The sequence below is a fragment of the Pseudomonas sp. 3HC3 genome (assembly GCF_044904505.1).
Lineage (GTDB): Bacteria > Pseudomonadota > Gammaproteobacteria > Pseudomonadales > Pseudomonadaceae > Aquipseudomonas > Aquipseudomonas putida_Y.
In genome coordinates this window covers 119,843-138,053 of record NZ_JADDRH010000012.1, presented here as the reverse complement: position 1 = coordinate 138,053, position 18,211 = coordinate 119,843, and the positions used below count along the sequence as shown (strand labels likewise).

Below are 18,211 nucleotides of genomic sequence, written 5' to 3'. Positions count from 1 at the left end.
CCGGCAGCCAACTCAGCGGTAGAGGCGAAGTGGGCACCACCGTGCAGGTGCGTGACGCGGCCGGCAACATCCTCGCGACTGGCACCGTCGCTGCAGATGGCACCTTCGTCATCGCCCTGGACCCTGCCGTCAACGACGGCAGCACCTTGCAAGTCACCCTCACCGACGCCGCCGGCAACGTATCCCAACCGGGCTCGGTCACCTCGGCCGACCTGCTGCCGCCCGCGCAACCGACTGACCTGGCCCTGGCCGATGGCGTCACCTTCACCGGTCGCGGCGAGCCCGGTGCCACCGTGCAGGTACGCGATGCCGGCGGTGCTGTCATCGGTACTGGTGTCGTCGGTGCCGACGGTCTGTTCAGCCTCACCCTGTCGCCTGCCCAGGCCAATGGTGAAGCGCTCGATGTGCGTCTGATGGATGCTGCCGGCAACAGCTCTGCCCCATTGCAATTCGACGCGCCGGACATCACACCGCCTGACGCAGTAACCAATATTACAGTTGGTGCTGACGGCCTGGCCCTGAGCGGTCGCGGCGAGCCGGGTGCCACTGTGGAAGTGCGCGATGCCAATGGCACTGTGATCGGCACGGGTGTGGTGGGTGCCAACGGCACCTTCCTGATCGACCTCGCCCCAGCCGCACAGCCGGGCGAACAATTGAGCCTGGTGCAGACCGACCCAAGCGGCAACGCTTCGGTGGCTACCGAGTACGATGTACCACTGACCACCGCGCCCGACAGCCCGAGCAATCTAGCCATCAATGCTGATGGCACCACCCTCACCGGTACCGCGCCGGCTGGCAGCCGTGTGGAAGTGCATGACGCCAACGGCACGTTGATTGGCAGTGCCATTGCCAGCGCCGATGGCAGCTTCAGCATCGAACTGAATCCCGCACAAGCCAACGGCGAACTGCTGGACGTGGTCGCCATCGATGACGGCGGCATTTCCTCGCTGCCCGCCCAGATCACCGCGCCCGACATCACCGCCCCTGCCGCCCCAACCGAACTGGCGGTCAGCGCGGACGGCAGCGTTATCACCGGCCGTGCCGAACCGGGCAGCACCGTGCGCATCGTGGCTGCCGGCGGCACTGAACTGGGCACTGTCGTGGTCGGCCCGACCGGCGCGTTCAGCCTCAACCTCAACCCGCCACAAGTTGACGGCGAAGTGCTACAGGCCGCCGCGACCGATGCCGCTGGCAACACATCGCCAAGCAGCGCAGTTACCGCACCGGATATCGACGGGGTCGATACCACGCCACCGGCAGCCCCGACTGACTTGGTGATCGGCCTTGCCGGTAGCCAACTCAGTGGTCGAGGCGAAGCCGGCTCTACCGTGCAGGTGCGTGACGCGGCCGGCAACATCCTCGCGACCGGCACCGTCGCTGCAGATGGCACCTTCGTCATCGCCCTGGACCCTGCCGTGAATGACGGCAGCACCTTGCAGGTCACCCTCACCGATGCCGCCGGCAACGTATCGCAACCGGGCTCGGTCACCTCGGTCGACTTGCTGCCGCCCGCACAACCGACTGACCTGGCCCTGGCCGATGGCGTCACCTTCACCGGTCGCGGTGAGCCTGGTGCTACTGTGCAGGTGCGCGATGCTGGCGGTAACCTGATTGGCACTGGCTTGGTCAACGAAGACGGCACCTTCAGCGTCACGCTGTTCCCCGCCCAGGCCAATGGTGAAGCCCTGGACATTCGCGTGGTGGATGCCGCCGGCAACGCCTCGGCACCACTGCAATTCGATGCGCCGGACATCACTCCGCCTGAGGCAGTAACCAATATTGCCGTCGGCACTGATGGCCTGGCCCTGAGCGGTCGCGGCGAGCCTGGCGCCACCGTCGAAGTACGCGATGCCAATGGCACTGTCATCGGTACCGGCACTGTCGGCGCCAACGGCACCTTCGTGATCGACCTCGCCCCGGCCGCACAGCCGGGCGAGCAATTGAGCCTGGTGCAGACCGACCCAAGCGGCAACGCTTCCGTGGCTACCGAGTACGACGTACCGCTGACCACCGCGCCCGACAGCCCGAGCAATCTGGTCATCGATGCTGATGGCACTACCATGACCGGTAACGCGCCGGCCGGCAGCCGCGTGGAAGTGCATGACGCCAACGGCACACTGATCGGCACTGTGGTGGCTGGCCCCGACGGCAGCTTCACCGTAACCCTCGACCCGGCCCAGGCTAACGGCGAACTGCTGGACGTGGTCGCCATTGATGACGGCGGCGTTTCCTCGCTGCCCGCACAGATCACCGCCCCTGACATCACCGCCCCTGCCGCACCGACCGAACTGGCCGTGAGCGCGGAAGGCAGCGTTATCACCGGCCGTGCCGAACCGGGCAGCACCGTGCGTATCCTGGCTGCCGATGGCACCGAACTGGGCGCTACCGTGGTCGGCCCGACCGGGGCGTTCAGCATCAACCTCACCCCACCGCAGATTGATGGCGAAGTCCTGCAGGCCACCGCGACCGATGCCGCTGGTAATGCCTCCGTAGCCAGCTCGGTCACCGCCCCGGACATCGATGGCGGCGATACCACCCCGCCTGAAGCCCCGACCAATCTGGTGATCGGCCTTGCCGGCAGCCAACTCAGTGGTCGAGGCGAAGTGGGTACCACCGTGCAGGTGCGTGACGCGACCGGCAACATCCTCGCGACCGGCACCGTCACCACGGATGGCACCTTCACCGTCACCCTGGACCCTGCCGTGAACGACGGCAGCACCTTGCAGGTCACCCTCACCGACGCCGCCGGCAACATATCGCAACCGGGCTCGGTCACCTCGGTCGACCTGCTGCCGCCCGCACAACCGACTGACCTGGCCCTGGCCGATGGCGTCACCTTCACCGGTCGCGGCGAGCCCGGCGCTACCGTGCAGGTGCGCGATGTCGGCGGTGCTGTCATCGGTACTGGTGTCGTCGGAGCCGACGGCCTGTTCAGCCTCACCCTGTCGCCGGCCCAGGCCAATGGTGAAGCACTCGACGTGCGTCTGGTGGATGCCGCCGGCAACAGTTCGATACCGCTGGAGTTCACAGCCCCGGATATCACACCGCCCGATGCGGTCACCGACATCCTGGTCGGCCCAGGTGGCACGGCCCTGAGCGGTCGCGGCGAGCCCGGCGCCACCGTCGAAGTACGCGATGCCAATGGCACCGTGATCGGCACGGGTGTCGTGGGTGCCAATGGCACCTTCCTGATCGACCTCACCCCGACCGCACAGCCGGGCGAGCAATTGAGCCTGGTGCAGACCGACCCAAGCGGTAATGCTTCGGTGGCTACCGAGTACGACGTACCATTGACCACCGCGCCCGACAGCCCGAGCAATCTGGCCATCGATGCTGTTGGCACCAACCTTACCGGTACCGCGCCGGCTGGCAGCCGTGTGGAAGTGCATGACGCCAACGGCGCGCTGATTGGCACTGTGGTGGCGGGCCCCGATGGCAGCTTCACCATAATCCTCGACCCGGCCCAGGCCAATGGCGAACTGCTGGACGTGGTCGCCATCGATGACGGCGGCGTTTCCTCGCTGCCCGCACAGATCACCGCCCCCGACATCACCGCCCCTGCCGCACCGACCGAGCTGGTGATCAATGCCGACGGCAGCGTGGTCACCGGCCGCGCCGAACCGGGCAGCGCCGTACGCGTGCTGGCCGCCGACGGCACCACTGTGCTGGGTAGCGTGGTAGTTGGCGCTACCGGCAGCTTCAGCATCACCCTCGACCCGCCACAGGTAGACGGCGAGGAGCTGCAAGTGACGGCCACCGATGCGGCAGGCAACGCCTCCATCGCCGGCAACCTTACCGCGCCGGACATCGACGGCGGCGACACAACGCCACCGGAGACCCCGACCAATCTCGTGATCGGCCTTGCCGGCAGCCAACTCAGTGGTCGAGGCGAAGTGGGCACCACCGTGCAGGTGCGTGACGCGACCGGCAACATCCTCGCGACCGGCACCGTCACCGCGGATGGCACCTTCACCGTCACCCTGGACCCTGTCGTGAACGACGGCAGCACCTTGCAGGTCACCCTCACCGATGCCGCCGGCAACGTATCGCAACCGGGCTCGGTCACCTCGGTCGACTTGCTGCCGCCCGCACAACCGACTGACCTGGCCCTGGCCGATGGCGTCACCTTCACCGGTCGCGGCGAGCCCGGCGCTACCGTGCAGGTGCGCGATGCCGGCGGTGCTGTCATCGGTACTGGTGTCGTCGGGGCCGACGGCCTGTTCAGCCTCACCCTGTCGCCTGCCCAGGCCAACGGCGAAGCCCTCGACGTACGCTTGGTGGATGCTGACGGCAACGCCTCTGCGCCGCTGCAATTCGATGCGCCGGACATCACCCCACCTGAGGCAATAACCAATATTGCAGTTGGTGCTGACGGCCTGGCCCTGAGCGGTCGCGGCGAGCCCGGCGCCACCGTCGAAGTACGCGATGCCAATGACACCGTGATCGGCACGGGTGTTGTGGGAGCCAATGGCACCTTCCTGATCGATCTGGATCCGGCCGCGCAGCCGGGCGAGCAGTTGAGCCTGGTGCAGACCGACCCAAGCGGCAACGCTTCCGTGGCTACCGAGTACGACGTACCACTGACCACCGCGCCCGACAGCCCAAGCAATCTGGCCATTGATGCTGATGGCACCACACTCACCGGTACCGCGCCGGCCGGCACCCGTGTGGAAGTGCATGATGCCAACGGCACGCTGATTGGCAGTGTGGTGGCTGGCCCCGACGGCAGCTTCACCGTACCCCTCGACCCGGCCCAGGCCAATGGCGAACTGCTGGACGTGGTGTCCATCGATGGCAGCGGCACAATGTCCCTGCCGGTACAAATCGCTGCGCCAGACATCACCCCGCCGGTCACCCCGAGCGAATTGCTGATCAATGCCGACGGCAGCGTGGTCACCGGCCGCGCCGAACCGGGAAGCACCGTACGCGTGCTGGCCGCCGACGGCACCACTGTGCTGGGTAGCGTGGTAGTTGGCGCTACCGGCAGCTTCAGCATCACCCTCGACCCGCCACAGGTAGACGGCGAGGTGCTGCAAGTCACGGCCACTGATGCGGCAGGCAACGCCTCCACCGCCAGCAACCTTACCGCGCCGGACATCGACGGCAGCGACACAACGCCACCGGAAGCCCCGACCAATCTGGTGATCAACGCTGCCGGCAGCCAGCTGACCGGTCGCGGTGAAGCCGGTGCCAGCCTTCAGGTGCGCGATGGCGCAGGCACCGTAGTTGCCACGGGCACGGTCAATCCGGATGGCACCTTCGCCATCACCTTGAACCCGGCCATCACCGATGGCAGTACCCTGCAAGTGACCCTGACCGACGCTGCCGGCAATGTCTCGCAACCCGGTTCGGTCGCCACGCCGGACCTGCTGGCCCCCGCGCAGCCAACCGAGCTGGCCTTGATCGATGGTGTGACCTTCACCGGCCGCGGCGAGCCCGGTGCCACCGTACAGGTGCGCAATGCCACCGGCAGCCTGATCGGCACAGGCCTGGTCAACGAAGACGGCACCTTCAGCGTCACGCTGTTCCCCGCCCAGGCCAATGGTGAGGCCCTGGACATTCGCGTGGTAGACGCCGCCGGCAACAGTTCGACGCCGCTGGCGTTCACTGCACTGGACATCACGCCGCCAGCTACTGTCAGCAACATCGTGGTCGGCGCCGATGGCCTGGTGCTCAGTGGCCGTGGCGAGGCCGGTGCTACCGTACAGGTACGTGATGCCAACGGCACTGTCATCGGTACCGGCACCGTCGGCGCCAACGGCACCTTCGTGGTCGATCTGGACCCGGCAGCCCAGTCGGGCGCTCAGTTGAGCCTGGTGCAAACCGATGCGAGCGGCAACGCCTCCGAGGCCCTGCAATATGAAGTTCCGGTAACCACCGCACCCGCCAGCCCCAGCGACCTGGTGGTGGCTGAGAACGGTGTCAGCATCAGCGGTACAGCCCCGGCGGGCAGCCGTGTGGAAGTACACGACGCCAACGGCTCACTGGTGGGCAGTGTGGTGGTAGGTGTCGATGGCACCTTCACCGTCATCCTCAACCCGGCCCAGGCCAACGGCGAATTGCTGGACGTGGTGGCCATCGACGGCAGCGGCGCTACATCGCTACCCGTGCAGGTCACCGCACCGGATATCACCCCACCGGTCACCCCGGACGAGTTGGCGATCAGTGCCAACGGCAGCGAGGTCACCGGCCGCGCCGAAGTGGGCAGCACCGTGCGTGTGATGGCCGCCGATGGCACCACCGTGCTGGGTAGTGTGGTGGTCGACGCCACTGGCAGTTTCAGCATCACCCTCGACCCGCCACAGGTAAACGCCGAGGTACTGCAAGTCACCGCCACTGACGCCGCCGGCAACACCTCCGCGGCTGGCGACATCACCGCGCCGGACATCGACGGTGGCGACACCACACCACCGGATGCCGCAACCAACCTGGTAGTCGACCTGGCCGGTGCCCAGCTCAATGGCCGCGGCGAAGTCGGAGCCAGCGTGCAGGTGCGCGATGCCCAGGGCAATGTACTGGCCAGCGGCTCGGTCAACCTGGACGGTACCTTCCAGATCACCCTCGACCCACCGGTGAAAGATGGCAGCAACCTGCAAGTGGTGCTGACTGATGCCAGCGGCAATGCTTCTGCACCGGCGTCGGTGGCTACCCCGGACTTGCAGGCCCCGGCCCAGCCGACCGGCCTGACCTTGGCCGACGGCGTGACCCTGAGCGGCAACGGCGAGCCTGGCACGACAGTGCAGGCCTTCGATGCCTCGGGCAACTTGCTCGGCACTGGTCTGGTCAATGAAACCGGCAGCTTCAGCATTACCCTGTCGCCAGCCCAGGCCAATGGCGAAATCCTCGATATCCGTCTGGTCGATACCGCCGGCAATGTCTCTTCACCCCTACAGTTCGAGGCCCCGGACATCACCGCGCCTGCCATGGTCAGCAACATTGTGGTCGGCGCCGACGGCCTGACCCTGGGCGGTCGCGGCGAAGCCGGTGCAACCGTCGAGGCGCGCGATGCCAATGGCACGCTGATCGGTACCGGCACAGTGACTGTGAACGGTACTTTCGTGATCGACCTCGATCCGGCTGCGCTGCCAGGTGAACGCCTGAGCCTGGTACAGACCGACCCGAGCGGCAACGCCTCTGAGGCGCTGACCTACGACGTGCCACTGGTAGTCACGCCGACCAGTCCGAGCGAACTGGTCGTGGCCGCCGATGGCAGCAGCATCAGCGGCTCTGCTCCGGCAGGCAGCCGTGTGGAAGTGCATGATGCCAACGGCACGCTGGTCGGTAGCATCGTGGTGGGTGCCGAAGGCACCTTCACCGTGGTGCTCACACCGGCCCAGGCCAATGGCGAGTTGCTGGACGTGGTGGCGATCGACAACAACGGCACCTCGTCGTTGCCAGTGCAGATCGCCGCACCAGACATCACCCCGCCTGTGGCACCCAGCGATCTCGCAATCAGTGGCGATGGTAGCGTCGTCAGTGGCCGCGCCGAATCAGGCAGCACCGTCCGCGTGCTGGCCGCCGACGGCACCACGGTGTTGGGCAGTGTCGTGGTGGGGGCCAGCGGCGCTTTCAGCATCGACCTCACTCCGCCACAAGTGGCAGGCGAGCAGTTGCAGGTGACGGCCACCGATGCCGCAGGCAACGCCTCCACGGCCGGCAGCGTCACCGCACCGATCGTGGACAACGGCGGCGACACCACACCGCCGGAACCCGCTACCGAGCTGGCCATCAGTAACGATGGCCGCACAGTCTCCGGGCGCGGCGAAGCGGGCGCCACCGTGGAGGTGCGCAACGATCAGGGGCAGGTGCTGGTGAGCGGCACCGTTCAACCCGATGGCAGCTTCAATGTGCAACTGCCAACCCCGGTGGTGGATGGCTCGTCCCTGCAAGTGACCCTGACTGACGCCGCCGGCAACGTCTCTGCACCTACCCCGCTGACAGCGCCCGACCTGGTAGCACCGCTGCAACCAACCGACCTGGTACTGAGCAATGGCGACACCCTGGTCGGCACTGCAGAAGCAGGTGCCCGAGTGGAGGTTGAAGATGCCTCGGGCAACCTGATCGGTAGCGCCATTGCCGAGCCGGATGGCAGCTTCAGCCTGACCCTCGACCCGCCACAGGCCAATGGCGAAACCTTGTCCATCACAGTGACCGATGCGGCAGGCAACACTTCGGTGCCGCTGAGCTACGTGGCCCCGGACATTACCGCGCCAGCGATCGTCGCCGACGTGGTGGCAGGCGATGGCAGCCTGGCCGTCTCGGGCCGTGGCGAGCCCGGTGCCACGGTGGAAGTGCGTGATGCCCAAGGTGCAGTCATCGGTACCGGCACCGTGGCGCCAAACGGCACCTTCGTGGTCGACCTGGAGGCACCGCTGGCCGCCGGAGAGAACCTCGTGCTGGTGCAGACCGATGCCGCAGGCAATACCTCGGCAGAGGTCAGTGTGACCGTTGCCGATACACCGCTGCCCGAAAGCCCGAGCGGCGTGGTGGTGGCCGGTGACGGCTCCAGCGTTTCCGGTACCGCACCGGCAGATACGCAGGTGCAAGTGCGTGACGCGCAGGGCAATGTCCTGGGCAGTGTCCAGGCCGGCCCGGATGGCAGCTTCACCATAGGCCTGACCCCGGCCCAGGCCAACGGCGAGGCACTGGATGTCGTGGCGATTGACGGCGCTGGGAACAGTTCGCTGCCTACCCAGATCACCGCCCCCGATATCACCCCGCCCAATGAAGCCAGCGAACTGCAACTGAACGCCGAGGGCGACCTGCTCACCGGTCGCGGTGAACCGGGCACCACCGTGCAAGTCATCAGCGCCGACGGTACAGTGCTAGGCAACGCCCAGGTCGGTGCCGACGGTGTGATCAGCGTGGTCCTGAACCCACCGCAGACCGACGGCCAGGAACTGGACGTGGTATTGCGCGACCCAGCTGGCAACACCTCGACCGCCACCATCGTGGCGCCCGATACCGACGGCCCGCTGCAACCCTCCGGGCTGGCCATCGATACCGCTGGCATTCACCTCACAGGCCAAGGTCAAAGCGGCTCCATCGTCACCGTGCGTGACGCCGAAGGCAACGTGCTGGGCACTGCCACCGTGGGCGGTGACGGCCGATTCGACGTCACCCTCAACGCGCCACAACGCAATAGCGAAAGCCTGACCGTGGAAGCTACCGATAACCTGGGCAACAGCGCAGGGCCAGTGGACTTCACTGCACCCGACTCTACCCCACCGCAAGTGGTCACCAGCCCGGCCATCGACGGCACCGGTACCACGATCACCGGCAACGGCGAACCAGGTGCCACTGTCACCGTGCGCGGACCGGACGGCAGCGTGCTGGGCAGCACAGTGGTCGGCGCTGGCGGCGCTTTCGAAATTACCCTCGACACGCCGCAGACCAACGGCCAGGCACTGACCGTGGAGCAACGCGACGCGGCCGGCAACCTGTCGGCGGCGGTCGACCTGTTGGCACCGGATACCCAGGCACCCGATAGCCCCACCGATTTGGTCCTGGCTGGCGACGGCAGCAGCCTGAGCGGCAGCGGCGAGCCGGGTGCGCAGGTGACCGTGACCGGCACTGGCGGCGCAGTACTGGGCACCGCAACGGTCCAGCCCGATGGCACCTTCCAAGTGGCAATCGACCCGCCACAGCTCAATGGCCAGACGCTGTCTGTCACTCAGGCGGACAATAGCGGTAACGGCTCGCCCGCTGGCACCGTGACCACACCTGACCTCGAGGCACCGCTGCCGGCGCAAGGCCTGAGCCTTGACCCTACCGGCACACTGCTCAGCGGGCAGGGCGAGGCAGGCAGCACCGTAGAGGTACGCAACGCTGCGGGCGACCTGCTAGGCACCATCCCGGTGAATGCAGACGGCACGTTCGAAGTGGCACTCTCGCCCGCACAGACCAACGGTGAAGTGCTGTCGGTGGTGCTGATCGATGGCGGCGGCAATGCCTCGCCGTCGGCCACTTTCACCGCTGACGACAGCACTGCGCCAGCTGCGCCTGCCGACCTCACGATCACCTCGGGCGGCAACGCCATCCAAGGTACAGGTGAAGCTGGCTCCACGGTGGAAGTGAAGCTTGCCGACGGCACGTTGGTCGGCACCACCGTCGTGCCCGCTGGCGGTAGCTTCACGGTCCCACTGTCGCCCGCACAACTGGACGGCCAGCCCCTGGATGTGACGCTGACCGATGCGGCCGGCAACATTTCGCAGCCCAGCCAGATCCTTGCGCCAGACATCACGCCACCGGCACTGCCCACCGACGTAGCAGTCAACGGCGATGGCACCGCTGTGACCGGTAACGCACCGGGCGCCAGTTCGGTGACTGTGAGCGATGAGGCCGGCAACGTGATTACCGTTGCGGTCAACCCGGATGGCAGCTTCAGCGTGCCGCTGGATACCCCGCAGAACAACGGCCAGACCGTGACCGTGGTGGTGACGGACGCAGCCGGCAACGATTCGGCACCGGTCTCTGTGACTGCGCCGGACACAACCAACCCAGAGCCAGCCACCGGCCTTACCGTAAGCCCGGACGGCAGCGCGGTCGGCGGCACAGCCGAACCTGGCAGCACAGTGGAAATCCGCAACCCGGATGACACCGTGCGCGGCACTGTAACTGCAGGGCCGGACGGCACCTTCGTGATACCGGTCGACCCACCGCTGGCATCAGGCGAAACCGTCGATGTGGTGGTGATCGACCCTGCCGGCAACGAATCGTCTGAAATACCATTGACTGGCCCGACCGGTACCGAAGTGGCCACGCCTTCGGCCCTTGCCATCAGCGCCGACGGCTTTTTGCTGACCGGTCAGGGTACAGTCGGCTCGCTGATTACCGTGACCTCCGGGGGCGCCACCCTGGGCAGCGCTACGGTCGGCAGCGACGGCACTTTCCGAGTGTTCTTCCAGAACGCCCAGCTCAACGCCCAGACCTTGCAGGTCAGTGCCAAGGCTACCGTCGATGGCCAGCCTTCGGTGCCGGCCATTATCGTGGCCAATGACACCACGCCACCGGACGCGCCGACGCAGGTAAACCTCAACGCCACCGGCAGTACGCTGACCGGCCAAGGCGAAGTGGGCGCAACCGTGCGCGTGACAGACGCACAAGGCAGCTTGCTGGGGACTGCAACCGTAGACAGCAATGGCCTGTTCAACGTCAGCTTCTCGCCGGCCGTGGCCAATGGGCAGAACCTGATCGTGACCCAGGCTGATGCTGCGGGTAACGTTTCGCTCGCGGCCACCCTGCAAGCGCCTGACCTGCAGGCACCACTGGCGGCCAGCAACCTCAGCCTCAACAGCGCAGCCACCGTGCTCAGCGGCCAGGGCGAAGCCGGTGCCAGCGTCACCGTTCGCGACGCCAGCGGCGCCATCCTCGCCACCGGTACCGTCAACCAGAGCGGCCAGTTCCAGATCACCCTGCCCAGCGCGCAGGTCACCGGTAGCCCGCTACAGGTCACCCTCAGTGATGCCGCGGGCAATGTGTCCGGCCCGGCCAGCCTGGCCACGCCAGACCACACGCCGCCAGCGGCCATCAGTAACCCGGTGTTGAGCCAGGACGGCCGCCAGCTTTCCGGCAGTGGTGAAGCGGGCGCCACGGTACTGGTACGCAATGCCGCCGGCGCCTTGCTCGGCACAGCCACGGTGGGCGCCGACGGTCGCTTCACGGTGACCTTCGACACGCCACAAGCAAACGGCCAGGTCATCGGCGTGACGCAAGTGGATGCTGCCAGCAACACCTCGCCTGCGATCAATGTGACAACCCCGGACCTGACCCCACCCGCGCCTTTGACCAACGTGGTGCTGAACAGCAACGGCCTGACCCTGACCGGCCTGGGCGAAGCTGGTGCCACGGTCACCGTTCACGGCCCGGACGGGACCATCATCGGCACCGGCCTGGTAGCGACCAATGGCAGCTTTACCCTCACCCTGAACAGCGCCCAGCTCAACGCTCAGCTCCTGAGCGTTACGCAGACCGACGCGGGCAACAACACCTCCACCGCCGTGGCAGTCACCGCACCGGACTTCACCCCGCCTACGGCACCGACAGCACTCGCCCTGTCGGGTACCGGGCTGCAACTGACCGGTAACGCCGAAGCCAACAGCACCGTGACCGTACGCGATGCCAGCGGCAACGTGCTGGGCACAGCGGTAGCGGGCAGCAACGGCACCTTCCAGGTCACCCTGAACAGTGCCCAGACCAATGGCCAGACGCTGCAGGTAACCGCCACCGACGCAGCCGGCAACGTGTCGCCGGCCGCACCTTACACCGCAGCCGACACCACGCCGCCGGCTGCCGTGACCAACCTGGCGGTCTCCGCCAATGGCGCCACCCTCACCGGCGATGGCGAAGCAGGCGCAACTGTGACCGTACGGGCACCAGACGGTACCGTGCTAGGCAACGCTACAGTGGCGGCCGACGGTCACTTCAGCGTGTCCCTGTCGCCGGTAGCGATCACGGGTGAAAGCCTGAGCGTGGTCCAGGCCGATGCCGCACAGAACGTCTCCCCTGCACAAAACGTGACTGCGCCAGGCGTGCTGGCACCGGCCACGCCGGACAACCTGATATTGGCCGCCGACGGCTTGTCAGTGACCGGCACCGCTGAGGCGGGCAATACAGTCAAGGTGTATGGTCCCAACGGCGTATTGCTGGGCAGCAGCCCGGTCGGTAACGATGGCACGTTCACTGTCAATCTGGGCAGTGCACAGGCCAATGGCGAAGTGCTGCAGGTCAGCGCAACGGGCACCGATGGCACCGTATCGCTGCCCGCTACCCTACAGGCACCGGACACCACGGCACCGCAGCCACTGACCAACCTGGTGTTGTCCAACGACGGCCTGGTACTCAGTGGCCGCGGTGAAGCAGGTGCCACCGTTACCGTGCTTGGCGAAGGCGGTATCGACCTGGGCACTGCCGTGGTCGATGCCAATGGCGACTTCAACGTCGACCTGAGCGCCGCTCAAATCAACGGCGAACAGCTCAGCGCCAGCCAGTCCGATGTGGCCGGCAACGAGTCCAACAGCGTCAGCCTGACAGCCCCTGACCGCGTCGCGCCGGATGCTGCTGACAACCTGGCTTTCGCCGGGGGTGGCAGCTTGCTGAACGGTACCGGTGAAGCAGGTGCCGCCGTGCGTGTGCTCGCCGCTGATGGTTCGGTGCTGGGCAGTGCAACGGTGCGCGCCGACGGCACCTTCCAGGTCAACCTCGCATCGCCGCAGGCCAACGGCCAACAGGTGCAAGTGGTGCTGACCGATGCGGCTGGCAACCAGTCTGCCGCCAGCGCCATCACCGCACCCGATACCACACCGCCAACGGCACCAGGCGAACTGGCCGTTTCCGGTGATGGTGTCACCCTCACCGGCCGCGGCGAAGTAGGCGCGCTGGTGACCGTGACCAACCCGGCAGGCGAGGAAATCGGCAGCGCCACCGTCGATGCCAGCGGCCACTTCACCATCACGCTGAGCCCGGCGCTGGGCAACGCCGAGCTGCTCAGCTTCACCCAGACCGATGCGGCCGGCAACGTGTCGGCAGTGGCAACTCTGCAAACCCCGGACTTCACTCCACCCGACCCGCTCACCCTGGTGGTGATCAACGCCGACGGCAGTGTGGTCAGCGGCCTGGGCGAGGCCGGCGCCACAGTAATCGTCAGTAATGCAGCCGGTACCGTACTGGGCACGGGTATCGTGCTTGCTGATGGCAGCTTCAGCGTCGAGCTGTCACCTGCACAAATCAACAACCAGACACTGTCGGTGCTGCAGGCCGACCCACCCGGCAACGTCAGCCTGCCGGTCAACGTGCAGGCGCCGGACCTTACGCCGCCAGCTGCTGCAACAGAGCTGCAGCTCAATGCGGCAGGTGACGAGCTGGGCGGTATCGGCGAAGTGGGCGCCACCGTGCGCGTGTACGTCGGCACCACGCAGGTCGGTACCGGCACAGTGGGCGCCGACGGGACCTTCATCGTCGAGCTGGATGCAGCGCAGCTCGATGGCCAGGTGCTGCAGGTCACCCTGACCGATGCAACCGGCAACATCTCCCCAATCAGTTCGGTCACGGCCGTGGACACCACACCACCGGCCACCGTGATCGCCACCATCAACGACAGCGGTACCCAGGTGACTGGTACCGCCGAAGCCGGCACCCGCGTCACCGTGGTCAACAACAACGGTGACCTGCTGGGCCAGGTGACGGTGGATCCGGACGGCACCTTCGTCCTTGACCTGAACCTCCCGCAAATCAACGGCGAAACGCTGACCATCATCGCCCAGGACGCCACTGGCAACCCGTCGGCACCGCTGGCAGTGACTGCGCCAGACCTGACGCCACCGGTGCAGCCGACCGACCTGCTGCTCAATGCAGCCGGTACGTCGATGACGGGTACGGCCGAAGCCGGCAGCACCATCACGGTACGCGGCCCGGACAACAACATCGTGGGCACCGTGGAAGTGGATGAGAACGGCCAGTTCACTGTGCCGATCAGCCCGGCACAGAACAACGGCCAGTTGCTGACGGTGGTGTCCACCGATGATGCCGGCAACGCTTCGGTGGCTGTCCCTTACCAGACCAACGACACCTCGCCACCCGACCTGGTGACCAACCTGGCGATCAACAACACCTTCAACGTGCTGACCGGCAAGGGCGAAGCCAATGCCACGGTCACCGTCAGCCTCGACGGAGACGTGATCGGTACCGGCGTGGTGGATGCCGCTGGCAACTTCCAGATAACGCTGGTGCCGGCGGCGGGCTCGCTCGCCACCCTGGAAGTGACACAGTCCGACGGCATCAATACGTCTGCGGTCGCGACCTACCTTACACCGTTGATCGCACCACCCGTGCCGCCAACCGACGTGACCTTGGGCAGCGACGGCCTGACCCTGACAGGCAGTGCACCAAGCGGTGTGGGCATTCGCGTGTACGATGCCGCAGGCAACCTGATCGGTACAGGCAGCGCAACCCTGGGCGGCTCCTTCACCCTGACGCTGGACGCAGCCCAGCTCAACGGCGAGCACATTTCGGTGACGGCGGTGGCACTGGTCGGCGGCGAATCGCAGCCGACCTTCCTGCAAGCAGCTGACGTCACGCCACCGGCCAACCCGGTGGTGACCAACCTCTCTGTCAATGGCCTGGTGCTGACCGGCACGGGTGAAGCCGGTGCCACGGTGACAGTGCGTGATGCCAGCGACAATGTGCTCGGCACGGCGATGGTGAATGGCGGTGGCGTGTTCACCGTCAACCTGAACGCCGCGCAGCTCAACGGCCAGGTACTGGGTGTGAGCCAGGCTGACGCTGCAGGCAATGTGTCCGGCAGCACAAGCTACACCGCCGCAGACCTGCAGCCACCTGCCGCCCCCACCAACGTCGCCATCGATGACGCGGGCACCGTGCTTACTGGTAGCGGTGAAGTGGGCGCTACCGTTACCGTCCAAGGCCCGAACGGCCAGGTCGGTACCGGAGTGGTGCAAGCCAACGGCACCTTCAGCATTACCTTGACCTCGCCACAGAACGACGGACAACTGCTGGTGGTACGCCAGGCCGATGCTGCCGGCAACTTGTCCGCCAGCACCAGCCTGACTGCGCCGGATACCACCCCGCCAGCCGCCCCGCTGGCCACCATCAACGCCAACGGCACCTCGGTCAGTGGTTCTGGCCAGATCGGCAGCACGGTCACCGTGCGCAACAGCGCCGGTACCGTACTGGGTACCGCTACGGTGGGCAGCAATGGCCTGTTCGTGGTCAGCCTGGCTGCGGCGCAGATCGACAACCAGGCGCTCAGCGTCACCCTCACCGACAGCGCCGGTAACGTGTCCACAGGCACTGCGCTGACCGCACCGGACCTGACCCCGCCTGCGGCTGCCAGCAACCTGCTGTTCAGTGCCGACGGCAGTACCCTCACCGGTACGGGCGAAGCGGGTGCCACCGTAACCGTACGCAGCGCCGGCGGTACCGTGCTGCAAACCGCAACGGTGCAGGCGGACGGCACCTTCACCGTGCCCCTGAGCCCGCCTCAGGACAACGGCCAGATCCTGTCTGTGACCCTCAGCGACCCGCGCGGCAACGTGTCGGGCAACGTCAACGTCACGGCACCGGATGTAGATGCCAACGCACCGGTCATCGCCAGTGACAACCTGGCCACGGCCACGGTCAACCTGGAAGCGGTCAGCGCCACGGAGACCTACACCGACAGCTTCACCACGCTGCTGTCGGGCTTCTCCAAGACCTACACCTGGACGGTGGCAGCAGGCAGCACGGCCGACCCTACCCTCACACTGACCACCAACAGCGTGCTGGCACTGCTCAACAACACCAGCTTCACCCTGCAGGTGAAGGACGCCAGCGGCGCTTGGGTGACCATCGCCACCGGCAACACTCAGGGCCTGCTCGACCTGATCGTGCTGCCGATCGGCTTGCAGGTGGACATCGGCGTGCTGCAAGCCGGTGATTACCGACTGACCGTGGGCAGTGGCGGCATCGGCCTGGTCACCGAAGTGAGCACCACGCTGGACATCGTCTCCACCAGCCTGACCCAATTCACCGGCAGCGGCATTGCTACCTCCGGCAACGTCATTACCGACGTGGGCACCGATGGCGCGGTGGATGCCAGTGGCCCGGACAGCGCCGCCGTGCTGCAAGTACTAAAAGACGGCAGCTACGTCTCGGCCGGGACCGCCACGACGGTTCAGGGCCAGTACGGCACCCTGGTGATCAGTGCGGACGGCAGCTACACCTACACGCCCAACGGCAGCCCGAACAGTGTGGGCAAGGTGGATGTGTTCAGCTACCAGCTGGTGCACCCGAACGGCCTGTCCGATACCGCCAACCTGTACGTGCGCATCGACAGCCCGCAAGCCACGGAAATCTGGAGCGACACCAACTACGGTGCACCGGCCACGGTGGTCGACGCAGTCAACGACGTTGGTAGCAGCCAGGTCACCCTGGACAACCGCGTGGACACCAGCAGCAGTACGCTGGGCTCGCTGAACCTGCCATTGATCGGTACCCGTCAGGCCACCTACACCACCACGGTTGCCGCCGACACCACGGCCGACCTGCAGGTGGTGGTCAACTCCGCCAACCTGTTGAGCCTGCTCAACGGCACCACCATCGAGCTGCTCAAGCTCAACCCGGCCACTGGCCAGTACGTTCTGGTGCAGTCGGTACCGGGTGGTTCGCTGATCAGCGTGCTGGGGGGTGGTGCCGGGTATACCTTCGAGAACCAGGGCGCCGGTACCTACCAAGTCCGTGTCACCGCCGGCGGCATTGGCTTGCTCAGCTCCATCACCACCAGCCTGAACACCACCACAACGTACCTGACCGAGTTCGTGGTCAGTGGCGCGACAGCAGCCACCGGCAACCTGCTGACTGACGACAACATCGGTTCGGCCTTGACCGTGCTGAGCGTGCTGACAGCGGCCAACACCTACACCATCCCAGGCTACAACGGGGTGAGCGTGGCCGGCACCTACGGCACGTTGCTGGTGCATGCCGACGGCAGCTACACCTACACCCTCAACGCGGGGCTCACCTCGGCGGTGGTCGGCCAGCAAGACACCTTCACCTACGAGCTAACCCACCCGAACGGCACCACCGACACCGCAACCCTGACCATCAACGTGGACGATGCTGCCGGCCTCACCACGACCACATCGCTGCTGGCCGATACCGGCGACGAATCAGTGGCACTCGCCAGCCTGGCAGCGGCCACCGACGTGATCGCCGGCACCGACGGCAACGACCAACTCGATGGCAGCCAGGGTGGCCACATCACCCTGCAGGGAGGGGCGGGTGACGACACGCTGTTGGTAGTCGACCAGAACTTCGCCAGCGTCGATGGTGGCACAGGTACCGACACCCTGCTGTGGGGCGGCGGTGATGCCAGTATCGACCTGGGCAACCTGGCCGAGCGCGTGCACGACATCGAAATCCTCGACCTCAACGACACCAGTTCGGTGGCGCTCACCCTCAACCTGGCGGACGTGGTGGCAATCACCGAAACCGGTACCGACACACTGATCATCAAGGGGGACGACAAAGACTCGGTTCACATGACGGACAACTGGACGCTGGTCGGGAACCAAACTGCCGACGGCATCGACTATAACCAATACACGGCCCAGGAGGATCCAAGCCATCACCTGTGGGTACAAAACGGTATCCATGTGGTTTGAGGCCGCTGCAAACCCGCCGGGTGAATGCCCGGCGGCATGGACGACCAGCAGTA

General features: G+C 66.2%; 1 protein-coding gene. It reads left to right on the top strand.

Annotated features, from left to right (window positions below; genetic code table 11):
• Positions 1–18,158 (top strand): BapA/Bap/LapF family large adhesin (locus INQ47_RS17225; protein ID WP_404702173.1); only part of this gene is annotated, 18,158 nt, incomplete at its 5' end.
• Between the last annotated feature and the right edge of the window lie 53 nt (positions 18,159–18,211).